At 73.9% G+C, this 23,383-nt stretch carries 22 protein-coding genes and 1 riboswitch; of the genes, 12 read left to right on the top strand and 10 right to left on the bottom strand.

The features are described 5' to 3' along the window. Positions 1 to 29: 29 nt before the first annotated feature. Positions 30 to 1,307, bottom strand: coding sequence for a threonine synthase (thrC, locus tag ABD385_RS33325; RefSeq protein WP_344582996.1), 1,278 nt, complete (start codon positions 1,305 to 1,307; stop codon positions 30 to 32). Positions 1,308 to 1,324: 17 nt separating this feature from the next. Beyond that, a riboswitch (SAM riboswitch) is annotated at positions 1,325 to 1,481 on the bottom strand. 175 nt (positions 1,482 to 1,656) lie between these two features. On the opposite strand from thrC, the gene ABD385_RS33320 reads away from it, so the two are divergent. The 4 genes from ABD385_RS33320 (at position 1,657) to ABD385_RS33305 (ending at position 6,125) form a co-directional block, all read left to right on the top strand. After that, positions 1,657 to 2,631, top strand: a complete 975-nt coding sequence (locus tag ABD385_RS33320; protein WP_344582995.1) for a glucosyl-3-phosphoglycerate synthase — start codon at positions 1,657 to 1,659, stop codon at positions 2,629 to 2,631. A gap of 48 nt (positions 2,632 to 2,679) precedes the next feature. Then, entirely contained in the window at positions 2,680 to 4,176 is a 1,497-nt protein-coding gene (locus ABD385_RS33315; protein WP_344582994.1) for an alpha,alpha-trehalose-phosphate synthase (UDP-forming), read from the top strand. Between the two features lie 61 nt (positions 4,177 to 4,237). Beyond that, a complete protein-coding gene (locus ABD385_RS33310; protein WP_425585533.1) occupies positions 4,238 to 5,332 on the top strand; it encodes a cytochrome c oxidase assembly protein in 1,095 nt (364 codons plus the stop codon). Positions 5,333 to 5,438: 106 nt separating this feature from the next. Beyond that, positions 5,439 to 6,125 carry an RAD23 family protein gene (locus tag ABD385_RS33305; RefSeq protein ID WP_344582993.1) on the top strand — a complete coding sequence of 229 codons (687 nt, stop codon included), beginning with the start codon at positions 5,439 to 5,441 and terminating at the stop codon, positions 6,123 to 6,125. A gap of 27 nt (positions 6,126 to 6,152) precedes the next feature. On the opposite strand, the gene otsB is transcribed toward ABD385_RS33305, so the two are convergent. From otsB to ABD385_RS33290, 3 genes are all read right to left on the bottom strand, one after another. Continuing rightward, positions 6,153 to 7,133, bottom strand: a complete 981-nt coding sequence (otsB, locus tag ABD385_RS33300) for a trehalose-phosphatase (protein WP_344582992.1) — start codon at positions 7,131 to 7,133, stop codon at positions 6,153 to 6,155. A 125-nt stretch (positions 7,134 to 7,258) separates the two neighbouring features. Next, the gene (locus ABD385_RS33295; RefSeq protein WP_344582990.1) at positions 7,259 to 7,510 is read right to left on the bottom strand and encodes a DUF3263 domain-containing protein; all 252 of its coding nucleotides are present in this window, start codon (positions 7,508 to 7,510) and stop codon (positions 7,259 to 7,261) included. A gap of 87 nt (positions 7,511 to 7,597) precedes the next feature. Beyond that, positions 7,598 to 8,866, bottom strand: a complete 1,269-nt coding sequence (locus tag ABD385_RS33290) for an ABC transporter substrate-binding protein (protein WP_486388773.1) — start codon at positions 8,864 to 8,866, stop codon at positions 7,598 to 7,600. A 323-nt stretch (positions 8,867 to 9,189) separates the two neighbouring features. Between ABD385_RS33290 and ABD385_RS33285 the strand changes: the two genes are divergently transcribed. The 3 genes from ABD385_RS33285 to ABD385_RS33275 all read left to right on the top strand — a co-directional run bounded on the left by ABD385_RS33285 (position 9,190) and on the right by ABD385_RS33275 (position 12,505). Then, positions 9,190 to 10,122: an ROK family protein gene (locus ABD385_RS33285; protein WP_344582986.1), complete on the top strand. Its 933-nt coding sequence runs from the start codon at positions 9,190 to 9,192 to the stop codon at positions 10,120 to 10,122. Further along, positions 10,122 to 11,366, top strand: a complete 1,245-nt coding sequence (gene nagA / locus ABD385_RS33280; protein WP_344582985.1) for an N-acetylglucosamine-6-phosphate deacetylase — start codon at positions 10,122 to 10,124, stop codon at positions 11,364 to 11,366. The genes ABD385_RS33285 and nagA overlap by 1 nt, the downstream gene beginning before the upstream one ends. A 209-nt stretch (positions 11,367 to 11,575) precedes the next feature. Then, entirely contained in the window at positions 11,576 to 12,505 is a 930-nt protein-coding gene (locus ABD385_RS33275) for a 1-phosphofructokinase family hexose kinase (RefSeq protein ID WP_344582984.1), read from the top strand. A gap of 33 nt (positions 12,506 to 12,538) precedes the next feature. Here ABD385_RS33275 and ABD385_RS33270 read toward each other — a convergent pair whose 3' ends face one another. After that, complete coding sequence (locus ABD385_RS33270; RefSeq protein ID WP_344582982.1) at positions 12,539 to 13,435, bottom strand: CBM35 domain-containing protein; 897 nt, start codon at positions 13,433 to 13,435, stop codon at positions 12,539 to 12,541. Between the two features lie 264 nt (positions 13,436 to 13,699). Further along, positions 13,700 to 15,391 carry a diguanylate cyclase CdgB gene (gene cdgB / locus ABD385_RS33265; RefSeq protein WP_344582980.1) on the bottom strand — a complete coding sequence of 564 codons (1,692 nt, stop codon included), beginning with the start codon at positions 15,389 to 15,391 and terminating at the stop codon, positions 13,700 to 13,702. A gap of 365 nt (positions 15,392 to 15,756) precedes the next feature. Between cdgB and ABD385_RS33260 the strand changes: the two genes are divergently transcribed. Continuing rightward, complete coding sequence (locus ABD385_RS33260; protein WP_344582978.1) at positions 15,757 to 16,371, top strand: flavin reductase family protein; 615 nt, start codon at positions 15,757 to 15,759, stop codon at positions 16,369 to 16,371. Positions 16,372 to 16,407: 36 nt separating this feature from the next. On the opposite strand, the gene arfB is transcribed toward ABD385_RS33260, so the two are convergent. Continuing rightward, on the bottom strand, positions 16,408 to 16,836 hold the full coding sequence (gene arfB, locus ABD385_RS33255; protein ID WP_344582977.1) for an alternative ribosome rescue aminoacyl-tRNA hydrolase ArfB: 429 nt from the start codon (positions 16,834 to 16,836) through the stop codon (positions 16,408 to 16,410). 276 nt (positions 16,837 to 17,112) lie between these two features. On the opposite strand from arfB, the gene ABD385_RS33250 reads away from it, so the two are divergent. Then, positions 17,113 to 17,688, top strand: coding sequence for a TerD family protein (locus ABD385_RS33250; RefSeq protein WP_344582976.1), 576 nt, complete (start codon positions 17,113 to 17,115; stop codon positions 17,686 to 17,688). A gap of 94 nt (positions 17,689 to 17,782) precedes the next feature. Here ABD385_RS33250 and ABD385_RS33245 read toward each other — a convergent pair whose 3' ends face one another. Further along, a complete protein-coding gene (locus tag ABD385_RS33245; protein WP_344582975.1) occupies positions 17,783 to 18,070 on the bottom strand; it encodes a helix-turn-helix domain-containing protein in 288 nt (95 codons plus the stop codon). Between the two features lie 143 nt (positions 18,071 to 18,213). On the opposite strand from ABD385_RS33245, the gene map reads away from it, so the two are divergent. Next, on the top strand, positions 18,214 to 18,981 hold the full coding sequence (gene map, locus ABD385_RS33240) for a type I methionyl aminopeptidase (protein WP_344582973.1): 768 nt from the start codon (positions 18,214 to 18,216) through the stop codon (positions 18,979 to 18,981). A gap of 42 nt (positions 18,982 to 19,023) precedes the next feature. Here the strand turns inward: map and ABD385_RS33235 are convergent, their stop codons facing one another. Continuing rightward, on the bottom strand, positions 19,024 to 20,364 hold the full coding sequence (locus ABD385_RS33235; RefSeq protein WP_344583010.1) for an SGNH/GDSL hydrolase family protein: 1,341 nt from the start codon (positions 20,362 to 20,364) through the stop codon (positions 19,024 to 19,026). A 210-nt stretch (positions 20,365 to 20,574) separates the two neighbouring features. Here ABD385_RS33235 and ABD385_RS33230 point away from each other — a divergent pair, with 210 nt between their 5' ends. Next, complete coding sequence (locus ABD385_RS33230; RefSeq protein WP_344582971.1) at positions 20,575 to 21,072, top strand: hypothetical protein; 498 nt, start codon at positions 20,575 to 20,577, stop codon at positions 21,070 to 21,072. Positions 21,073 to 21,082: 10 nt separating this feature from the next. Here the strand turns inward: ABD385_RS33230 and ABD385_RS33225 are convergent, their stop codons facing one another. Continuing rightward, entirely contained in the window at positions 21,083 to 21,727 is a 645-nt protein-coding gene (locus ABD385_RS33225) for a pentapeptide repeat-containing protein (RefSeq protein ID WP_344583008.1), read from the bottom strand. Between the two features lie 446 nt (positions 21,728 to 22,173). On the opposite strand from ABD385_RS33225, the gene ABD385_RS33220 reads away from it, so the two are divergent. Further along, positions 22,174 to 23,187, top strand: a complete 1,014-nt coding sequence (locus ABD385_RS33220) for a zinc-binding dehydrogenase (protein WP_344582970.1) — start codon at positions 22,174 to 22,176, stop codon at positions 23,185 to 23,187. The last annotated feature ends 196 nt before the right edge of the window (positions 23,188 to 23,383 follow it).

Below are 23,383 nucleotides of genomic sequence, written 5' to 3'. Positions count from 1 at the left end.
CGGGGTGAGGGAGCGGGCTGCGGGCCGGCTCAGCCGGCCAGGCCGGCCTCGCGGAACGCGTCCAGGTCCGGCCGGATGGTGGCGGTGGGCCCGGCGGCGACGGCGTCGAGGGTCTTCAGGCCGTCACCGGTGTTCAGCACGACGGTGGTCAGCGACGGGTCCAGGAGGCCGTTCTCGATCAGCTTCCTGGTCACGCCGACGGTCACCCCGCCCGCGGTCTCCGCGAAGATCCCCTCGGTCCGGGCCAGCAGCTTGATCGCGTCCACGATCTGCGGGTCGGTGACGTCCTCGACGGCCCCGCCGGTGCGGCGCGCGATGTCGAGCACGTACGGGCCGTCCGCGGGGTTGCCGATCGCCAGCGACTTGGCGATGGTCTTCGGCTTCTGCGGCTTGACGACCTCGTGGCCGGCCTTGAAGGCGGCGGACACCGGGGAGCAGCCCTCGGCCTGGGCGCCGAAGATCCGGTACGGCTTGTCCTCGACCAGGCCGAGGGCGATCAGCTCCTTCAGCCCCTTGTCGATCTTGGTGAGCTGGGAGCCGGACGCGATCGGGATGACCAGCTGGTCCGGGAGCTGCCAGCCGAGCTGCTCGCAGATCTCGTAGGCCAGCGTCTTGGAGCCCTCGCCGTAGTAGGGGCGCAGGTTGACGTTGACGAAGCCCCAGCCCTCGCCCAGCGGGTCGCCGATGAGCTCGGAGCAGAAGCGGTTCACGTCGTCGTAGTTGCCCTCGATGGCGACCAGGTCACCGCCGTAGACCGCGGCCATCACGACCTTGCCGGGCTCCAGGTCGTGCGGGATGAAGACGCAGGACTTGAAGCCGGCGCGGCGGGCCGCTGCGCCGACGGCACCGGCGAGGTTGCCGGTGGAGGAGCAGGACAGGGTGGTGAAGCCGAAGGCGCGGGCGGCCTCGACGGCGATCGCGACGACCCGGTCCTTGAAGGAGTGGGTGGGGTTGCCGGAGTCGTCCTTGACGTACAGGCCGCCGGTGACGCCGAGCTCGGCGGCGAGCCGGTCGGCCTTGACGAGCTTGGTGAAGCCGGGGTTGAGGTTGGGCTTGTCGGCCACGTCGGCGGGGACGGGCAGCAGCGGGGCGTAGCGCCAGATGTTGGCGGGACCGGCCTCGATCCGCTTCTTCAATTCCTCGGGACCGCCGGCGGGCAGCTCGTAGGCGACTTCCAGCGGGCCGAAACACTCCTGGCACGCGAAGATCGGGCCGAGCGGGAAGCGCTGTCCGCACTCGCGGCAGGAGAGCGCGACGGCGGGGCCGAGGGCGACGGAGGGAGCGGATTCGGTGACTTGCACAGCCATGGAGGCGAGGCCCTTTCTCCTCATCTTCCTCACGACGCATCTCGCCGTGAGACGGATTTGGCACCTTCCCTAGCCGGGAGCCTCGCGCGCGCAGCGTGTGTCGTGCGGCGGAGACCGGCTGGAGGGTTGCCGGGGCTTCAACGGGCCGTTTCCCTCTGCCCCTCTGGATGAGCGGTATGGCGCTGGGGCGGAACCCAGGCGTTTGTGGCGCGGCGACCCCGACATGCGACGGTCATCCGCGTTGTTCAAGACTGTAACCGAAGGCACTCACCGTTGAGATAGTCGTCCGGTCCGCGAGATGGATCACATAACGGGTTCCCGTTCGGGGCCACCGAGGAGAGTCGTAGACGTGCTGGAAGAAGTGGAGCGCTGGTTGGCGACTCGCTCCTGGTCCGCCGCGGACCGCCCGTTGGAGCGTTTGGTGGAGGCCAAGCGCCAGACGGGTCGGACGGTCAGCGTGGTGCTGCCCGCGCTCGACGAGGAGGCGACGGTCGGCGCGATCGTGGCGACGATCCGTGCCGACCTGATGACCGGGGAGGTGCCGCTGGTCGACGAGCTGGTGGTGCTGGACTCGGGCTCCACCGACCGCACCGCCGAGGTCGCCGCGGCGGCCGGTGCGCGGGTCGTGCACCGGGACGCGGTGCTGCCGCGGATCCCGGCGCTGCCCGGCAAGGGCGAGGTGCTGTGGCGTTCGCTGTTGGTGACCCGTGGTGACGTGATCTGTTTCGTCGACGCCGACCTGCGGGAGTTCTCGTCCACCTTCGTGTCGGGGATCGTCGGGCCGCTGCTGACCGACCCGGAGGTCGCCTTCGTCAAGGCGATGTACGACCGGCCGCTGGAGACCGGCGCGGGTCGCGCAGCGGCGGGGTCCGGCGGGGAGCAGGGCGGCCGGGTCACCGAGCTGGTCGCCCGGCCGCTGCTGAACCTGCACTGGCCGCAGCTGGCCGGGTTCGTGCAGCCGCTGGGCGGGGAGTACGCGGCCCGTCGCTCGCTGCTGGAGCGGCTGCCGTTCCCGGTCGGTTACGGGGTGGAGCTGGGGCTGCTGGTGGACGCCCTGCACACGGTCGGGCTGGATGCGCTGGCCCAGGTGGACGTGGGGGTGCGCAAGCATCGTCATCAGGACGGCCAGGCGCTCGGCCGGATGGCCGCCGCCATCTACCGCACCGCCCAACTCCGTTTGGCGCGGGGTCACTTGGTGCGGCCCCGGCTGACCCAGTTCGACCGCGGCCAGGACGGTTTCGTGCCGCGGACGACGGCGGTGGACACCGAGGAGCGGCCGCCGATGGCCGGAATACCGGAGTACGCGGAACGGCGGGCGGCCTGAGGGGCGATCGTACGTTTGCGCGGATCGGTGACGGGTTAATGTCGCGACATGGTCTCCGAGACGGTCACCGAGCGCAGTGCGGTCCAGTCAGGTGCCGAGGTCCTCGTCGCGTCCAACCGCGGGCCCGTGTCGTACGCCCTGGGCGAGGGCGGTGAGCTGAGCGCCAGGCGGGGCGGCGGGGGGCTGGTGTCGGGGCTCTCGGCCATCGGGCCCGAGGCGGGTGCGGTGTGGGTGTGCGCGGCGCTCGGGGACGGCGACCGGGCGGCGGTACGGCGGTCCGGGGGGCTGCTGGACACCGCGGACACCGGCGGGCAGCGCGTGCGGATGTTGGACATCCCGGCGGAGGTGCACGCCGCGGCCTACAACGGCGTCGCCAACTCCGTGCTGTGGTTCGTCCACCACATGCTCTACCAGACGCCGGTGGAGCCGGTCTTCGACGCCGGCTTCCGGGAGGAGTGGGCGGCGTACGAGGCGTACAACGCGGCGTTCGCCGGGGCGCTGGCGGAGGCGGCGGGCCCCGGTGCGGCGGTGCTGGTGCAGGACTACCACCTGGCGCTGGTGCCGGGGCTGCTGCGCGAGATGCGGCCGGACGTGCGGATCGCGCACTTCTCGCACACGCCGTGGGCGCCGCCGGAGTACTTCGCGCTGCTGCCGGACGACGTCCAGCGGCAGCTGCTGCTGGGGATCCTCGGCGCCGACCGGGCGAACTTCCTGACCGAGCGGTGGGCGCGGGCGTTCGCGGCGTGCTGCGAGCGGGCGCTGGGGCCGGACTGCACGGCGCACTGGCCGCGGCACGAGCCGCCGAGCGTGGTCGCGGGCCCGGCGGCGCACCGGACCCGGATCGGGGTGCACGGGTTGGGGGCGGACGCGGAGTTCCTGCGGGAGCGGTCGCGGCGGCCCGACGTCGAGGAGCGGATGGCGGGGCTGCGCGCGCAGATCGGCGGCGCCGGGCGGAAGACGGTCGTGCGGGTGGACCGCACGGAGCTGTCCAAGAACATCGTGCGCGGGCTGTTGGCGTTCCGGCGGCTACTGGCCGACCGGCCGGAGTGGCGCGAGCGGGTGGTGCACCTGGCGTTCGCCTATCCCTCGCGGCAGGACCTGGCCGTCTACCGCGACTACACCGCGCGGGTCGGCGCGCTCGCCGAGGAGATCAACGCGGAGTACGGCACGGCCACGTGGCAGCCGGTGGTGCTGCACGTCAAGGACGACTTCGCGCGGTCGTTGGCGGCGTACCGGCTGGCCGATGTGGCGCTGGTCAACCCGATCCGGGACGGGATGAACCTGGTCGCCAAGGAGGTGCCGGTGGTCTCCGACGCCGGGTGTGCGCTGGTGCTGTCCCGGGAGGCCGGGGCGTGGGTGGAGCTGGGGGCGGACGCGCTGACGGTGAACCCCTACGACGTGGGGCAGACCGCCGAGGCGTTGCACGCGGCGCTGACCATGCCGGCCGAGGAGCGGTCCGCGCGCACCGCCCGGCTGGCCGCGGCGGCGACGGCGCTGCCGCCCGCGCGGTGGTTCCTGGAGCAGTTGCGGGCCCTGGAGGCGTGAGCGGGCCCGCGGGGGTGCCCCGCCGGTAGATCGTCAGCGGGCGGGGCTAGCGTGGTGGGCCGTGAGTGTGACTACGCATGTGTCGACGACGGTGGCGTCCGGTCTGCCGGAGCTGACCGCCGGGCGGCTGCTCGACAGCTGGCGGCTCGATCCGTACGCGCTGGTGCTGATCCTGGTCCTGGGCGGGCTGTACGCCTGGGGCGTGGTGCGGCTGGCGCGGCGCGGGGAGCGGTGGCCCGTGGCCCGGTCGGTGGCGTTCGCGGTCCTGGGGCTGGGCGGGGTCGCGGTGGCGACCATGTCGGGCCTGGCGGTCTACGACCACGAGCTGTTCTGGCCGGCCGCGGTGCAGAACATCGTGTTGGATCTGATCGCGCCGCTGGGGCTGGCGCTGGGCGACCCGTTGTCGCTGGTGCTCAAGGTGCTGCCGCCCGAGCGGCCACCGGCCCGCTGGTTGCGGGCGCGGCTCTCCGGCCGGCTCCTGCGCTTCTTGACGTTTCCGCTGGTCAGTACGGTGCTGGTGCTCTCCTCCGAGTTGGCGATCTACTTCACGCCGTACTTTCCGACGGCGTTGCGGCACGGTCCGCTGCACGAGCTGATGTACCTGCAACTGCTGGTCGTCGGCAGTCTCTTCGTGCTGCCGATGCTCACCCGCGAGGAGTTGCTGCCGTCCTGGTGCAGCCATCCGGTGCGGGCCCTGCTGGTGCTGCTGGACGGGTTGGTGGACGCGGTGCCCGGCATCGTGGTGATGACCAGCGGGACGCTGATCGCGGGGGGCTGGTACGCGTCCCAGCACCGGCCGTGGGACCCGAGCCTGCAGCAGGACCAGATGATCGGCGGCGGGTTGATGCTGACCCTCGCCGAGTTGGTCGGACTGCCCTTCATGATCGCGGTGTTCGCGGAGTGGGTGCGCGACGAACGGCGCCGGACGCGGGCCCTGGACGCCCAGCTGGACCGGGAGTTGGCGGTCGCCGCACCGGCACCGGCGGCAACGTCGGCACCGTCAGCGTCTTCGGCACCGTCGGCCCCGTCGGCGTCTTCGGTCCCGTCGGCGCCATCGGGCGCTGCGGCACCGGCCGTCGCGCAGCCGGAGGTGACCCGGCCCTGGTGGGAGACCGACCAGGGCGAGGTCGGCGAGCGGTTCCGGCGGGGGCGCTAGGGGCCGGCCCGCACGCGGTGGTGCGGTCGTCTCCCGCGTGCTCCGGGTGCGCCCCCGCGCTCCGGTGCGGGGGCTGCGGCGGTCCCGAGCGGGGTAGTCCTCTGCCATGTCCCTCAACGCCCGTTCACGTTCCGCCCGGTGGGCCGCGGTCGCGGCCGTCACCGTCCTGGCGACCACTCTCGCCGGCTGCTCGTCGGGGAAGGGCGACGCCGACCCGAAGGGCGGTGCGTCGCGCTCCGGGACGGCGGCCCCCTCCGCGTCCGCCCCGTCCGGGGCGATAGCCGTCGGCCCCGGGCCCCAGTCGACGTACACGGTGCAGCACCAGCCCGCCCCCGGTTCCTGCCACTTCCGCTACACCGCGGACAAGCAGCCGCTGCCCGACCCGAAGTGCACCCCGGGCGCGACCAACCCCAAGGTCACCCCGCAGACGCTGACGACCACGATCTGCCGGAGCGGCTACACCAAGGGCATCCGCCCGCCGGTGAGCATCACCAACCGGGAGAAGGCCGCCAACGCCAAGTCCTACGGCTACACCGGCCCGCTGCACGACGCCGAGTACGACCACCTCATCAGCCTCCAGTTGGGCGGCGACCCCAACGACCCGCGCAACATCTGGGTCGAGCCGCCGTCCCCGGGACACCGGCCGGGTGCCGGTCCCAACAACCCCAAGGACGGCGTGGAGAACAAGCTCAAGGCCGCGGTCTGCGCCGGCAGGACCGATCTGGCCAAGGCGCAGCAGGCCATCGCGCACGACTGGACGACGGCGCTGTCCACGGTGGGCCTCAAGGAGTAGCCCGGCCGCCACCGGCCGGGCGACCGGCTACCCCTGCGGTGGCTCCTGCGTCCCGTCCGTCCCGTCCGTCGCGTCCGGCTCGGGTGTGGCGGGCGGTGGCGGGTGCTCGATCCGGTCGGCGAGGGCGTTGAGCAGGGCGACCACGCCCTTCGGGCCGTCGACGACCAGGTCGGCGCGGTCGGCGAGTTCGGGGACCTCGCTGCTGCCGCTGCACACCAGGACGCCGCCGGTGCCCTCGGAGCGCAGCTTCTCGACGGCGGCGAAGGCGGCCAGGTCGCCGAGGTCGTCGCCGGCGTAGAGGACGGCGGCGGCGCCGGTCTCCTCGACCCACTCGGCGAGCGCGACGCCCTTGTCCACGCCGGGCGGGCGCAGTTCCAGCACCAGCCGGCCCGGTTCGACGATCAGGCCGTGGCGCTCGGCGAGCGCGGTGAGCGGTTCCCGCAGGTGCTCGAAGGCGCGCTGCGGGTCGGCGGCGCGGCGGGTGTGCACGGCGATGGCGCGGCCGCCCTTGCGCTCGATGGCGGTCTCGACCCACGTGCCGTGCCAGACCCCGGAGCGGTCCAGTACGCCGGGGAGTTCGGCCTGTATGGCGGCGATGCCCGGGTGCGGGGCGGGCGCGTGCAGGGCGCCGGTCGCGGCGTCCCAGCGTTCGGCGCCGTAGTGGCCGAGGACGACGAGGTGGGGAAGGCCCGGGGTCGCGTCGAGGCCGCCGAGGCGGACCGCGACGCCGGCCGGCCGGCCGGTGATCACCGCGAGCGCGCGCAGGTGCGGGGCGAGTCGGGCCAGGGCCGCGCGGGCGCCGGGGTGGGCCCGGGCCTTGGTGGGGTCGGGGACGATGTCGGCGAGCGTGCCGTCGAAGTCGAGGGCGACGACGGCGCGTTCGGGGTGGGCCAGCAGGGCGGTGAGGCCCTCCTGGCCGGCAGCGGTGTCCGGATGCGGGACGGCGGGCGACGCCGGCACGGGGTCCGGCGCCGGTTCGGGAGGTGGTGCGGCGTTCGGGGTGCCCATGTCGCCGACCCTACCGGCGGGATACGGGCGCACGCCGGGTGTACGGGCGCATCGGATGGGCGAGGCGGTGCGCAGTGCCGTCGTCCGGGGGCGGTGGGCGGGCGACGGGCCGGGGGGGGGCTCGGTCAGCGTCGCGCCCGGCGCGCGTCCCGTACGCGGCGCAGCCGGTTGACGGTCACCGGGTCGTGCGCGAGGGCACGGGGGTCGTCGAGGAGCGCGTTGAGGAGTTGGTAGTAGCGGGTCGGGGAGATGCCGAGCCGTTCGCGGATGGCGCGTTCCTTGGCGCCGGGGCCGGGCCAGGGGCGGCGTTCGACGGCGAGCACCGCCTCGTCGCGGGCGGAGAGCCCGTGCGTGGTGTCCTCGGTGCCGTCCGTCATCCCACTCCGCCGTCCGTCGTCACGTTCCCACGATAAGCCCACCGCGCGGGGCGGGCCCGGGGGTGTCCACCGGGCCCGCGGGCGGCGCTATTCGGCGGTGTTGTCGGCGGTGTCCGCGATGTTCTGGAGGTCGGTGAGGGTCGCGGAGGGGTTGCCGTGCGGGCCGACCGTGGCGCCCATCCGGGACTTGATGGTCTTGGAGACCAGCGGCCAGGACGTCTTGTCGGACGGGTAGAAGTGGGCGTTGGGCAGCTGGGCGAGGAAGCCGTGCAGCTTGCTGAACTTGTCGTCGGCGAGCATCGCCTGGGAGGCGGAGCTGGTGACCGGCAGCAGGTTGTAGTCGGCGGAGAACTTCAGGACGTTCTTCTCGCTGTAGACGAAGTTCAGGAACTTGCCGACCTCGGTGCGGTGGCCGTTCTGCTTGAACGCCATCATCCAGTCGGCGACGCCCATGGTGGCCTTGGCCTTGCCGGTGGGGCCGGGGAGTTCGACGGTGCCGTAGTCGACGCCCTTGGCCGCGGCCTGCTTCATCAGGGTGGGGTGGCCGTTGAGCATGCCGACGTCGCCGTCGGCGAAGGCGGCGAAGGCGTCCTCGCGGTTGAGCTTCGCGGGGTCGACGCCGGTCAGGTCCTTGCCGACGAGGTCCTTCTGGAGCCATTCGAAGGTCTTGACGTTCTCGGGCGCGTTGAGGGTGTACTTGCCGATGTTGTCGGTGTAGTCGCCGCCGCCGGCGAGCAGCCACTCCAACGTCTCGGCCTGGGTCTCCTCCGGGCCGAGCGGCAGCGCGAAGGGGATCTTCACGCCGTGCGCCTTGAGCGCCTGGGCGTCGCTGACGATGTCGGCCCAGTTCTGCGGCGGGGTGGTGATGCCGGCCGCGGCGAACAGCTTCTTGTTGTAGAAGAGGCGGCGGGTGCTGGCCCCGAAGGGCATGCCGTACTGCTTGCGCTGGTATTCGCCGGCCTCCGCGAGGGAGGGGGTGAAGTCGGCCTGGACGGGGATGGAGAGCAGGTCGTCGGCGCCGTAGAGCTTGCCGCGGGCGGCGTAGTCGGCGTACGCGCCGACCTGGGCCATGTCGGGGGCCTTGCCGGCGTTGACGAGGTCCTCGACCTTCTTGTCGACGACGGTCCAGTTGTAGACCTTGACGTCGACCTTGATGCCCGGGTTCTGCTCCTGGAAGGCGCGGACCAGGTCGTCCCAGTAGTGCTGGGAGCTGTTGGCCTTGCTGTCGCCGTAGTCGGCGGCAATCAGCGTGAGGGCGACGTCGTTGCCCCCGGAGCCGCTGCCGCAGCCGGTGAGAGTCACTGTCATGGTGGCGGCCAGTCCCGCCGCTGCCAGGCTCACGTACCGCCGTCGCACCGCTGTTACCGCCCCTTTGTCCCGAAAATTCTGTGCTTGCGGGTGTTCCCGCCGTCGTCGTGGGGATCGCCCGCGATCGACGGAGAACAGCGAGTCTCGCCCACTGTCCCCCACAAGGTCTACACCACCTTCCCCGTACTTCTCCTATCGGCCTGCCTCTGGTGCAGGTCAGGGGGGTTGCGAGGGGGTCGACCGGGCCGGCTACCGGCGCGTACGCGCGGCCGCGGAGCGCGGGTGGCGGCGCCGGCACGCGCCCGGCGCGTGGCGATCAGCACGGCGAGTGGACTAGACCTTTCTTGGCCGGTCGCGCGACACTGTTCCCCGTGAAACACGTCATCGCCCTTGATGTGGGCGGCACCGGAATGAAGGCCGCCCTCGCCGGGGCGGACGGCACCCTCCTGTACGAGGCGCGGCGCCCCACCGGGCGCGACCGCGGACCCGAGGCGGTCGTCGAGACGATCCTCGACTTCGCCGCCGAACTGCGCGACGTCGGTCGCGCCCGGCTCGGCGGCACCGCGCTGGCCGCCGGCGTCGCCGTCCCCGGCATCGTCGACGAGGCCACCGGCACCGCCGTCTACGCCGCCAACCTCGGCTGGCGCGACGTCCCGCTGCGGGCCCTGCTCTCGGCACGGCTCGACGGGGTCCCGGTCGCCCTGGGCCACGACGTCCGCACCGGCGGGCTGGCCGAGGGCCGGATCGGCGCCGGCCGGGACGCCGACCGGTTCCTGTTCGTCCCGCTGGGCACCGGCATCGCCGGCGCCATCGGCATCGGCGGCCGCATCGAGGCCGGCGCCCACGGCAGCGCCGGCGAAATCGGCCACGTCGTCGTCCGGCCGGACGGTCCGCAGTGCGGCTGCGGACAGCGCGGTTGCCTGGAGGCACTGGCCTCGGCCGCCGCGGTGGGCCGCGACTGGGCGGCGGTCTGCGGCGATCCGCGGGCCGGCGCCGCCGACTGCGCCAAGGCCGTGGAGTCCGGCGACCCGCGCGCCCGGGAGGTCTGGCAGGGCGCCGTGGACGCGCTCGCCGACGGCCTGGTCACCGGGCTCACCCTGCTCGACCCGCGGATGCTGATCATCGGCGGCGGGCTGGCGGAGGCCGGCGACACGCTGTTCGCACCGCTGCGGGAGGCGGTCCGCCGGCGCGTCACCTTCCAGCAGCTCCCCTCGATCGTCCCGGCGGCCCTCGGGGACGCCGCCGGCTGCCTGGGCGCAGGACTGCTCGCCTGGGATCTTCTCTCCACGGAGGTAACCGCCTGATGGCACAGCAACAGTCCGCGGGACGCCCCTCGGACGCCGGGCGCACCGTCCTGGCCGGCGCCCGGATCGCCCGGCCCTCCGGCGTCACCGACAACGGCCGGCTCACCATCGAGGGCACCCGGATCGCCGCGGTCCGCAGCCGGGACCGGGACCGCGGCCGGGCGCCGGACACCGCGGACGCCCAGGACCGCGCCGAAGACCCGGCGAGCGTCGTCGACCTGACCGGGCATCTGATCGTCCCCGGCTTCGTCGACATGCACGTGCACGGCGGGGGCGGCGGCTCCTTCTCCTCCGCCGATCCCGAGGAGTGCCTGACGGCCATCGACACCCACCGCCGGCGCGGCACCACCTCGATGGTGGCCTCCACCGTCACCGGCGACCTGGCGGACCTGGCCCGACAGGCCGGCGTGCTGGCCGAGTTGGTGCAGCAGGGCGACCTGGCCGGCATCCACTTCGAGGGCCCGTTCATCTCCCCGCAGCGCTGCGGCGCGCACCAGCCCGAGCTGCTGCGCGACCCCGACCCCGCCGAGGTCCGCCGGCTGGTCGACGCCGCCCGCGGCACCGCCGCGATGATGACCGTCGCACCCGAACTGCCCGGCGGCCTGGACTCCGTACGGCTGCTCGCCGACGCCGGGGTGATCGCCGCCATCGGCCACACCGACTCCACCTACGACGCCACCCGGCAGGCCATCGAGGCCGGCGCCACCGTCGCCACCCACCTCTTCAACGCGATGCCGGCGCTCGGCCACCGCGCCCCCGGCCCGGTCGCCGCGCTCCTGGAGGACGAGCGGATCACCGTCGAGCTGATCAACGACGGCACCCACCTGCACCCGGCGGTCCTCCAGATGGCGTTCCGCGAGGCCGGCGCCGGACGGGTCGCGTTCATCACCGACGCGATGGGCGCGGCCGGGATGAACGACGGGATGTACCCGCTGGGGCCCATGCGGGTCGAGGTCAAGGACGGCGTCGCCCGGATCAGCGACGGCCCCACCGCCGGCTCCATCGCCGGCTCCACCCTCACCCTGGACCGGGCCTTCAGGCGGGCCGTCACCCTCGACGGCCTCACCGTCGAACAGGCCGTGCAGGCGCTCTCCACCAACCCCGCCCGGCTGCTGGGCATCGCCGACCGCACCGGCTCGCTGGAGCCCGGCAAGGACGCCGACCTGGTCGTCCTGGACGCCGGGTACGAGGTCGTGGGCGTGCTCCGCAAGGGTGCCTGGCTGCTGCGCCCGCCGGGCGTCTGACCACCCGTCGGGGGCTGCCGGCCGCCACCGGTCGGCACCCCGGTCCGGCCGCCCCAGCGGCGGCCGGACCCCGCGAGGTGGCCGACCCGGGTCTGGGCCTACGGGCGTCCGCGATGGCATGATCGCTCGCGCACTTGTCCGTATGCCACCGCGGAACGCGGTGCCTTCACCCACGGCCGTCCGGCCGGCCTCCTCCTGGAGGGGAGACCATGATCCTCACGGTCACGCTGAACGCCGCCCTGGACCTCACCTACCGCGTCCCCCGGCTCCGCCCGCACACCACCCACCGCGTCACCGAGGTCGCCGAACGGCCCGGCGGCAAGGGCCTGAACGTCGCCCGGGTGCTGGCCGCGCTCGGCCACCGCACGGTCGCCACCGGCTTCGCGGGCGGCGGCACCGGTGAGGCGCTGCGCACCCTGCTCGCCCAGGAGACGCTGGTCACCGACGCCCTGGTCCCGGTCGGCGGCACCACCCGCCGCACCGTCGCCGTGGTGGACTCCGGCACCGGCGACACCACCCAGCTCAACGAGCCCGGCCCGACCGTCTCCCCGGCCGAATGGGCCGCCTTCCTCGGCACCTACCGCGAACTGCTGGGCGAGGCACGGGCGGTGGCGCTCTGCGGCAGCCTGCCACCCGGCGTCCCGGTGGACGTCTACGCCCGGCTCATCCGCGCCGCCCGCACCGCCGGCGTCCCCGTCCTGCTGGACACCAGCGGCGAACCGCTGCGCCGCGGCCTGGCCGCCCGCCCCGACCTCGCCAAGCCCAACGCCGACGAACTGGCCGCGCTCACCGGCAGCACCGAACCGCTGCGCGCCGCCCGCGACGCCCGGCGCCGCGGCGCCCACGCGGTGGCCGCCTCGCTCGGCCCGGACGGGATGCTCGCGGTGACCGCCGACGGCGCCTGGCAGGCCGCCCCGCCCCGCCGGTACGCCGGCAACCCCACCGGGGCCGGCGACTCCGCGGTGGCCGGCCTGCTGTCCGGGCTGGTCGAGGAGCTGCCCTGGCCGGACCGGCTGAGTCGGGCGGTGGCGCTCTCCGCGGCGACCGTACGGGCCACCGCCGCCGGCGAGTTCGACGCCGCGACCTACGAAGAGCTGCTGCCCCACGTGGTGGTGACGGACCGTCCCACGGCGGCCTGACCGCCCCTCAGGGCGCGTCCCGCTCCCCCGCCGTCAGGGCTGGGCGAGCCAGACCTGGTCGAGGTTGACCTCGCACTGGTTGCCGTTCTCGCACGACAACTTGATGGTGTTGGTGCCCTTGTTGAGCTGGATGTACGACCAGGACTTGGTCCAGCCCTTGTCCCAGGCGCCTTCGGGGGCACCGGCGAAGTTCTTGAGGTTTATCGGCCGGCTCAGCGCCTGGCCGTTCACGTTGAGCGTGAGGTTGGCGTCCTTGCCGGGGACGCCGTAACCGACCCAGAGCTTGTACTTGCCGGCCGCGTCGACGTCGAGCGTCCAGGTGGCGGAGGCGCCCTGGTTGTTCAGGTTGGTGACGTACGAGCCGCTGGCGGTCCGGGCGCCGGGGATGTCCTTGGCGGTGGTGGCGCCGCCGTCGAGGCGCAGCGTGCCCGCGTCGTCCTTGGGGAGCTTGGCCGCGGGGGGCTTGCTGGCGGGCTGGTCACTGGGCTGGACCGAGTCCGCGGCAGTGGGGCCGGGGTTGGCGCCGGCGTCGTTCTTGGAGCTGTCGGAGTTGGTCAGCATGGCCGCGCCGATGCCTATGCAGACCACCGCCACCACGGCGACCGCGCCGATCAGCAGGCCGTTGCGGCCCTTGCGGGGCTCCGGGGCCTGCGGGACCGGGCGGGTGCCGCCGGCACCGCCGCCCGGCAGCGTCTCGGGGGCCGCGTAGTGCGCGTTCTGCCTGCCGTAGGGCGGCTGGGCCTGCTGGTTGCCGTACTGCCGCTGGCCGACCGTGCGCACCTGGTTGTAGGAGGTACGCGGGACGCCCGGCTGCCGTGCGGCGCCGACACTCGACGTGCCCGAGCCGCCCTCGCCGCCCTCCGAGCGGTACAGGTGGGCGAAGGGGTCGTCGTTCTCCGGCGTGTCCGCGCCGTTGTTGCCGGCCGTCATTCCGTGTCACTCCCAAGCGGTCTCTGCGCGCCAGTGCGCGTCCGTACGCGTTCGCGGGGCTGCGGGCGAACTGCCTCTTTTGGGCCACTCGACGCCACCGCGCCGCATCGGCGCAGCCTACCCCGAAGGGACCCGGCCACGCCGGTCCCCGACGTTCACAAGATCACTACGGATCGGTGAACGGGCGGTGCCCAGGCAGGACACCGCCGATGTGAGATGCGCGGCACCGGAGTGGGGCCCGGTGCCGCCGTCGGCGCGGGCGGCTCAGCCGGCCGCGCGCCGGTTGCCCTTGGAGCGCCGCTTCTCGACGTACATCCGCTGGTCGGCCGACTCCAGCACCTCTTCGGCGGTCATCCCGCAGCTCGCCCAGCCGATGCCGAAACTGGCACCGACCCGGACGGCCCGGCCCTCGACCCGGATGGGCGGGATGATCGCGTTCCGCAGCCGGACCGCGAGGTCCTGGGCGTCGGCGGTGCCCAGTCCGTCGGCGAGCACCACGAACTCGTCGCCGCCGAGCCGGGCGACGGTGTCGCCGTCCCGCACGCCGCTGGTCAGCCGGCGGGCGACCTCGATCAGCACCGCGTCGCCGGTGTTGTGCCCGAAGCGGTCGTTGATCGACTTGAAGCCGTCCAGGTCGCAGAAGAGCACCGCGAGCCCCTTGGCGCCGTCGTCCTCGACCCCGTCGGCGGGCGCCGAGAGGTGGACGTGGTGGTCGAAGGGCAGGCCACCGCCGGGCCCCGGTCGGGGCTTCTCGCCCTCGAAGCCGACGAGTCCGTCGAACGGCTCCGAGCCGTCCGCCCCGAAGCCGTGCGGGGCGCGCGGATCGGCGCCGGCGCCCGAGGAGGCGTAGGCGTCGGCGAGCGCGCTCGGCGGGCGGGAGCAGAGCCGGGCGGAGAGCCGGGCCCGCAGCTCGGCGCTGTTGGGCAGGCCGGTCAGCGAGTCGTGGCTGGCCCGGTGGGCGAGCTGGAGCTCGTGCCGCTTGCGCTCCTCGATGTCCTCGACGTGGGTGAGCAGGAAGCGGGGGCCGTCGGTGGTGTCGGCCACCACGGAGTTGCGCAGCGAGACCCACACGTAGGTGCTGTCCCGGCGCAGCAGCCGCAGCTCGGCGCGGCCGCCCTCCGCGGAGGTGCGCAGCAGCGTGCCGATGTCCTCGGGGTGGCAGATGTCGGAGAACGACAGCCGGCGCATCCCGGAGGCCGGGCGGCCCAGCAGCCGGCACAGCGCGTCGTTGGTGCGCAGCAGCCGGCCGTGCTGGTCACCGCCCATCTCGGCGACGGCCATCCCGCTCGGCGCGTACTCGAATGCCTGCCGGAAGCTTTCCTCGCTCGCCCGCAGCGCCTGCTGTTCGCGCTCCAGGCGGACCAGTGCCCGCTGCATGTTGGCCCGCAGCCGGGCGTTGCTGATCGCGATGGCGGACTGGAACGCGTACATCTGGAGCGCCTCCTGGCCCCAGGGGCCGGGGCGCCGGCCGTTGCGCGGTCGGTCCACGGAGAGCACGCCGAGCAGTTCGCCCTTGCCGCCGGCCGCGGTGTACATGGGCGCGAAGAGCCGGTCCATCGGGTGCCACTCGTCGGGGAAGCGCGGCGCCGGTCCGGCGGTGTGCCACTGCGGCACGTCGTCGTCGTCCAGCACCCAGCCCTCGGTGTACGGGATGAAGCACAGCTCGCCCCAGCGCTCGCCCATGGCCAGCCGGCGCTCCCACGAGGCGCGCGAGCCGACCCGCCCGGCCATCAGCGCCTCCGCGCCCGCGCTGCCGGCCACCGCGGCCACCACGAGGTCGCCGTCCTGCCGCACGAGGTTGACCGCGGCGAGCTCGTAGCCGAGCCCGACGATCGCCCCGTCGGCGACGGACTGCAAGGTCTCCGCGAGGCTGCGCGCGGTGTTCAGTTCGGCGACCACTTGGTGCAGCTGCCGCAGGGTCGCAAGACGGACATAGGGCTCCGACTCGGTCTCCATCGCTCGCTCTCCCTGAGACCTCGACAGCAACTCCACCGATTTCTTTGTCGTCCGATTCCACGCTCACTGAATCACAGTGAGCTGTTCACTCGGTACACAGGGTCAACAATTAGCGGCCCATGTGACTCAAGTCACAATCAGTGACGGGCGGTTACGGGCCGCCGACCAGGGAGTCGTCCACGCGGGCGAACGCCGTCGGGACGGCCCCTGAAAACTTCCTGAACGCAAATTCCAGCCATTTACGACGACAGGTCCGGACCATTGCCGCACCGCGCACCGGTCGCGACCTCCGCCGCGGGACCTAGGACGCGGGTGGTCCCGGGGCCCGATGCGTGCCGGGACCGGACGACGTTAGCGTTCGTGGCGTGTTCACGAAGACTCCTGCCACCGCCCCGGCCGCCGGCCCCACCGCCTCCGCCGCATCCACCGTCACCCTCGCCTCCGTGCCGGGCGACGGGCCGATCGCGCATGCTGTTGGGGTGAGTGACGACGAGTTCCGTGCCGCGCTGTCCCGCCTCGCCGCCGGAGTGGTGCTGATCACCGCCCGCGACGAGGACGCGGGGCCGCGCGGCGAGGACGCCGGCATGACCGCCACGGCGTTTCTCTCCGTGTCCCTCGACCCACCCTTGGTGATGGTGAGCGTTCGCAACGACTCCCGGATGGACGACCTGCTCGCGCAACAGCCGCTGTGGGCGGTTTCGGTGCTGTCGGGCGACCAACGACACGTAGCGGCACGATTCGCGATGAAGGGCCGGATCAGCGACCGACTGCTCTTCCAGGACATCCCCTCCGAACGGGGCGAAGCGTCCGGTGCGCCGCTCATCGGGGGCGCGCTGGCGACGCTGGAGTGCCGGACCGAGCAGCGGGTGGTGGCCGGCGACCACACCCTCGTGATCGGCCGGGTGCTGGCCTCGACCACGTCGGACGCGCAGGACGGGCCGCTGACGTACTTCCGGGGGAAGTACCGGCAGCTGGGGTGAGCCGGGGCCGGGCGGGCGGCCGGCCCGGGGCGGGCGTCAGCCCCAATCGCGCCCGGTGCGGCCCCGCTTGGTCTGACCGCGCTGCTTCTTCTCGCGCAGCCGCCGCTCGTTGATGCCGCGCGGGATGCGCGACTTCTTGCGCGGTGCGGGCGGCGGTGCGGTGGCCTCGGCGAGCAGCGCCGCGAGCCGGACGCTCGCGGCCTCGCGGTTGCGCCACTGGGAACGGTGCTCGGAGGCCCGGACGGTGAGGACGCCGTCGACCAGCCGGCCGGCCAGCCGCTCCAGGGCGCGCTCCTGCCACACCGGGGGCAGCGCCTTCGTCCGCGCCAGGTCGAAGCGCAACTCGACCTGGCTGTCGCTGGTGTTGACGTGCTGGCCGCCCGGGCCGGAGGAGCGTGAGAACCGCCAGACCAGCTCGGCCTCCGGGAGGGCGACCGCACCGCGGATGACGTGGGGTCCGGACATGCCCCCCATGATCCCGCGCCCACGGCCGCCCGTCACCTCGGTTTCCCCGCTCGGAACGGCCCGTCGCCTTCGGGAGCGCGCCCCGGACCGCCATCAGGATTCAGCAAAGAAAGTAAAGCGGGCTGGAACCACCCGGTGGCCCGGCCACGTTGAGGTGGATGACGGCGGCTCCGCTCCCGGGCGGAACCGCCGTGGTATCACCGACACACACCGCGGCCGCACCAGCGGCACCACCGACCCCGGGTCGGCGCGGTTCGACGAGGAAAGGGACTTCCCATGGCTGTAAGCCTGTCCAAGGGCGGCAACGTCTCGCTCACCAAGGAGGCCCCGGGCCTGACCGCCGTCACGGTCGGCCTCGGCTGGGACGTCCGCACCACCACCGGCACCGACTTCGACCTCGACGCCAGCGCCATCGCGGTCAACACGACCGGCAAGGTCTTCTCCGACCAGCACTTCATCTTCTTCAACAACAAGGCGACGCCGGACCAGACCATCGTCCACACCGGCGACAACACCACCGGCCAGGGCGAGGGCGACGACGAGTCGATCAACGTCAACCTCGGCGCGCTGCCGGCCGACATCGACAAGATCGTCTTCCCGGTCTCGATCTACGACGCCGAGAACCGCAGCCAGAACTTCGGCCAGGTGCGGAACGCCTTCATCCGCATCATCAACCAGGCCGGCGGCGCCGAGATCGCGCGCTACGACCTGAGCGAGGACGCCGCCACCGAGACCGCCATGGTCTTCGGCGAGCTGTACCGCAACGGCGCGGAGTGGAAGTTCCGCGCGGTGGGCCAGGGGTACGCCTCCGGCCTGCGCGGCATCGCCCAGGACTTCGGCGTCAACGTCTGAGTCACGGCACCGCCCGCGGCGCGACACCGCCGCACAGCGCACCGGCAACGAGGGCCGGCTCCCGAAGAGGGGGCCGGCCCTCGGCGCGTCGGCACTACGCCGCCGCACCGCCGGACGTACCGGCCGTGGGCTCCGCCGCGGGCGGCGCGGCCAACGCGGCCACCTCGTCCAGCGACAGTCCGAGCGTCCCGACCAGCGCGGCGACCGTGAAGAACGCCGGGGTCGGCGCCCGACCGGTCTCGATCTTCCGCAACGTCTCCGCGGACAGTCCGGCCGCCGCGGCGACCTCGACCATGCTCCGTTCGCCGCGCGCCGCGCGCAGCAGCGCGCCCAGCCGCTCACCGCGCTCGCGTTCCCAAGGGGTCAGTGGAGTTCGCACCATGCCCGTGATACTAATACCGGTAAATAAATACCGGTAAACAAATACCGGCCGGGCTGACGGAACGTCGAGCCGCGGGCCGGTGACGACATGCCGCCCGCACCCCGCGCACCCGCGCCGGGCCGGCGGCGGATTGGGGAGATCGCATGGTGGAGATCAAGACGGACGCGGCGCTGGACGCGATGCGCGTGGCCGGCCGGGTGGTCGCGGACGCGCTGGCCGCGGCCCGGGCCGCGGCCGCCCCCGGCGTGCGCCTGACCGACCTGGACGAGGCGGCCCGCACGGTGCTGCGCGAGGCCGGCGCCACCTCCCCCTTCCTCGGCTACCGCCCCTCGTTCGCCCCCACCCCCTTCCCCGCGGTGCTCTGCACCTCCGTCAACGACGCGATCGTGCACGGCATCCCGAACGACTACCGGCTGCGCGACGGCGACCTGGTGAGCATCGACTGCGGCGCGGTCGTCGACGGCTGGGCCGGCGACGCGGCCACCAGCTTCGCCGTCGGCGCCGCCCGCCCCGCGGACCGCGACCTGATGGACGCGACCCGACGGGCCCTGGACGCGGGCATCGCGGCCGCCGTGGTCGGCGCCCGCATCGGCGACGTCGCGCACGCCATCGGCAGCATCGGCCGCGCGGCCGGCTACGGCATCCCCGAGGACTTCGGCGGCCACGGCATCGGCCGGGCGATGCACGAGGACCCGCCGGTGCCCAACGACGGGCGGCCGGGCCGCGGCCTCGTGCTCCGCCCCGGTCTGGTCATCGCCATCGAGCCGATGTTCCTGGCCGGCGGCAGCAACCACTACGCCACCGACCCCGACGGCTGGACCCTGCGCACCAGCGACGGCAGCCGCGCGGCCCACTTCGAACACACCGTCGCGGTGACGGACGAGGGGCCGCGCGTCCTCACCCTGCCGTAGCCGATGCGCGGCGGCGGGGCGGACCGGCGGGCGCGCCGCGGCTCAGAGCGCGTCGAGGTCGAGCGCCCCGGCCAGCGCGCGGTAGCCGGCGTCGCTCGGGTGCAGGTGGTCCCCGCTGTCGTACGCCGCGGCCAACCGCGTCCGGTCCGCGGGGTCGGCCACCGCCCGGTCCAGGTCGACCACCCCGTCGAACGCGCCGGAGGTGCGCATCCAGCGGTTGAGCGCCACCCGCGTGGCCTCGCCGCGCTCGGTGTAGTAGGCCGCGCCCTTGAACGGCGTCAGGGTCGCGCCGATCACCTTGACGCCCTTGCGATGCGCCTGCCGGATCAACTCCCGTTGCGCGGCGATGAGTTGCTGCACCGACACCGCGGGGGTCGGCGCGCCGGGCCGGGCCGTCGGCCCGTTCATCCCGATGTCGTTGATGCCCTCCAGCAGGATCACGGTGCCCACGTGCGGGTCGTTCAGCGCGTCCTTCGAGAAGCGGTCCACCGCCTTCTCGCCGAAGTCGGGCGTGGTCCGGGTCAGTTGGTTGCCGGTGATGCCCTCGTTGAGGATGCCGCGCGGCCGCCCCGCGGCGACGCACCGCTCGGCCAGGACGTCCGGATAGCGGCGGTCGGCGTCGACCGTGGAGCCGTAGCCGTCGGTTATGGAGTCCCCGAAGGCGACGACGGCGTCCCGCCGGGCGCCCGCACCGCCGGCCACCTCGACGCCCGTGAGGTAGTACCAGGACGTCGAGGTCTCGGTGAACGCCGCCGCGCCGACGTCGGCCCGGTGGTCACCCCCCGCGCGGTAGCTGGTGGCGGTCGCCTTCGCGTGGAAGGTGGTGGGGCCGGTCGGCGCGTGGAAGTACAGCGTCACGGTGACCGACTCCAGGGGGCGCACCGGGAGCCCCGCCCCGTCGCTGAGCAGCTCGCCGCCGGCCCCGACGGTCGCCGACTCCCGGTGCCCGAAGGTGAGTCGGCGCACCGAGCCGGACCGCACCGCGGCGCCCCGGTCGGTCCGTGCCACGGTCGCCCCGGCGAGGACGAGCGGCGCCGTGCCGTAGCGGTTCGACAGCTTGATCCGGACCTGCTGGCCGCCCGTGCTGATCCGGACGACCTGCCGGACGGTCTGCCGCGCGAACCCGCCGACGGACCAGTTCTTCCCGAACACCTCGGTCGGCCGCTGCGGCGCGGCGGCCCACCCGCCGCGCCACGGCCCGCGATCCGGCGCACCGGCCGCGCGTGGCGCGCCGTCCACCCGATCCGCCGCGCCGTCCACCCGATCCGCCGCGTGGGCCGTGCCGGCCGCGCCCACCGGGCCCGTCGCCGGACCGCCCGGCAGCACCGACAACGCTCCCAGTAGGGCCGCCGCCACCAGCGCGACCTTCGCACGTCTCACCAAGGAACCGGACACGATCACTCCCCACCCTCTGGCTGTCCGCCGTTGCGCATGACCGCCGTGCCGTCGTGCGTGACTGCCGTGCCGTCGTGCCGTCGCGTGTGGCTGCCGTGCCGGTGCGCGTGACCGCGCCCTTCCGCCACCCGCCGCGCGCGGGCGGCCGTCGGGCCCTCCGCCGCGCCGGTGGCTCGGGGCGCGTGACACCATCAAGAGGTGATCGACCTCGGCTACTCCCTCTCCCGTCGCTTCCCGGATCCTCCGCAGACCGACTACCGGACCGCGGACGTGCACGCGCTGCGCCACGACCTCTTCTGCGGCGACGTCTACCTCGCGGACACCGAGTCCGACCGCGAGCTGTCCACCGCCTGGGGCTGGGTGCCGGTGCTCGACTTCGCCTGGGCACTGTGCGACATCATCGAGCAGCTCGACACCGACCCCCGCGGGAGCCGCTCGGCCCGCCCCGTCCACGCCGAGCTGGACTTCACCGAATCCACCGACCGGATGCTCTTCGAGCGGCGCTTCGGCTGGGTCGACATCGTCGCCGACTGGATGCCCGTTGAGGAAGCCCCCCTCACCTTCAACCACGCCGCGCTGCGCCGCGAGGCCCGCGACTTCCTGCACGATCTGATCGCCGACCTCGCCGACCTGCACGAGGGCCTCGGCGACAACCCCTCCGTCTGGGCGCTCCAGGCCCGCTTCCCCCGCGTCTGACCCCGCCGGCTCACTCCACCCGTACGCCCAGCTGGGCCGCGAACGCCGGTGCCAGGTCCATCAGTTGGGCCGCGCTGATCACCGCGCCGCCGAGGCAGTCGATCCCCCGCGCGATGTCCAGCCAGGCCACCCCGCGCAGGTCGACGTCCGTCATCCGCGCCGCGGAGAAGTCCACCCGGGTCAGGGTGCAGTCGTCGAACGACACCCGCTCCAGCACCGCGCCCCCGAAGTCCGCCTCCACCAGCACGCACCCCTCGAAGGCGACGTCCCGCAGCTTGGCCCGGCGCAGATTGGCGAAGTCGATCTTCCCGCCGCGCACCACCACCCGCTCCAGCACCGCCCCGTGGAGCTGGAGCCCGCCGAGCCGGCCGTCCACCACCTCCACGTCGCGCAACGACGCCTGGGACAGGTCCGTGCCCACCCCGCGCACGCCGCTCCACACGCTGTCGATGATCCGCGCCCGGCTCAGCACCGTCTCGTCCAGCGCGCACCGGCGCAGCGCGCAGTCCATGAACCGGGCGCCGCGCGCCACCTGCCCCGCACAGTCCACGTCGGTGAACTCCAGCCCGTCGTAGTCCCCTTCGGGCTCCCACGCGCCGCCGTCGTACGCCCGCAACTCCGGCAACCGGACCTCCGGCCGCCGTACCGCCCGCACCGTCTCCTCGTCGCGCCCTGCCACGCGCCCACCGCCTCCGTCCGTCCGGCCCCAGGGCCGGTGCCTCGCTCTGCCGCGGGCCGGCGCGGCCCACATCCGACAGACCGCTCCACGCCCACCTCCCATGCTGGACCACACCACTGACAATCCCCACTGACCTGCACGAACCCTGGCTCCCCCGGCGGCACGACAGGTCCCGGCCGCCCTCGTTCGCCCCTCGTCCGCCCCTCGTCCGCCCCCTGACCGACGACCACCCGGCGGCGCCCGGCGTGCGGTGCGAGGCGTCGTTCACCACCACCGCGCCCCGTCCGACCCGCCCTTGACCTCAACTCAGCTTGAGGTACCAGAGTGACGGCAGTTGACCATCCGCTCGACTCGGCGGCAGCGGTCGCCCGCACCGGCGACCGCTGCCATCCGTCCGCCCGCCACAAGGAGACGACTCCGCCATGCGCGCAATACGGCTGCACACCTTCGGCCCCGCGGAAAACCTCGTCTGCGAGACCCTCGACGACCCGTCGCCGGGCCCCGGCGAGGTCCGCATCGCCGTGGCCGCCGCGGGCGTCCACCTCTTGGACACCGCCCTGCGCGCGGGCCAGGAGGGCGGCCCCGCCCCGCTTCCCGCGCTCCCCACCGTGCCGGGGCGGGAGGTGGCCGGCACCGTGGACGCCGTCGGCGCGGGCACCGACCCCAGCTGGCTCGGCCGGCCGGTCGTCGCCCACCTCGGCATGGTCCCGGGCGGCTACGCCGAACTCGCCGTCACCGCCGCCGACCGGCTGCACGCCGTCCCGGACGGCCTGGACCCGGCCCAGGCCGTCGCCATGATCGGCACCGGCCGTACCACCATGGGCATCCTGCTCTGCGCCCGGCTCACCGCCGACGACCTCGCGATCGTCCCCGCGGCCGCCGGCGGCATCGGCTCGCTGCTCGTCCAGTACGCCCGGAACGTCGGCGCCACGGTCGTCGGCCTGGCCGGCGGCCCGACGAAGGTGGCCCACGTCCGCGCGCTCGGCGCCGACCTGGCCCTCGACTACACCGTCGCCGACTGGCCGCACCGCGTCCGGGAGTTCCTCGCCGAACGCGGCGCGGCCGGGGCCACCGTCGTCTTCGACTCGGTCGGCGGCGCCCCGGGCCGCGCGGCGGTGGACCTCCTCGCCCGCGGCGGCCGCCACCTGGTCTTCGGCTGGTCCTCCGGCGGCCCGCTCACCGGCGGCCCGCTGGAGTTCACGGACGCCGAACGCGCGGCGCGCGGCATCACCTCGGAATCCGTCCTCGGCCCGACGATGCTGGCCCGGGTCGGCGGCCTCGATCCGCTCCGCACCCTGGAGACCGCCGCGCTGGCCGAGGCCGCCGCCGGCCGCCTCGTCCCCACCGTGCAGCGCTTCCCCCTCGCCGAGGCGGCGGCCGCCCACCGGGCCCTGGAAACCCGCGGCACGATCGGCAAGGTCGTCCTGGTGCCGTAGCCCGGCCGCCGCCGCCCCCCATTCCCCCATCCCGTCACTCCCGTTCCGGCCCGTCACCGCCGTCGACACCGCCCCCACCAGGACGAGTGACGGGCCACGACCCGCGTCGGTCCAACAGCCACCCTCACCCCGACAGAAAGGCGGAACCCGGCACCACCGGCGCACCGGGACCGACGCCCCTCCGCCCCGCCGCCCC

The sequence above is a fragment of the Streptomyces lunalinharesii genome (assembly GCF_039532155.1).
Taxonomy (GTDB): Bacteria; Actinomycetota; Actinomycetes; order Streptomycetales; family Streptomycetaceae; genus Streptomyces; species Streptomyces lunalinharesii.
Note: the sequence above shows the minus strand (reverse complement) of the source record. Positions and strands in the feature narration are given on the sequence as shown.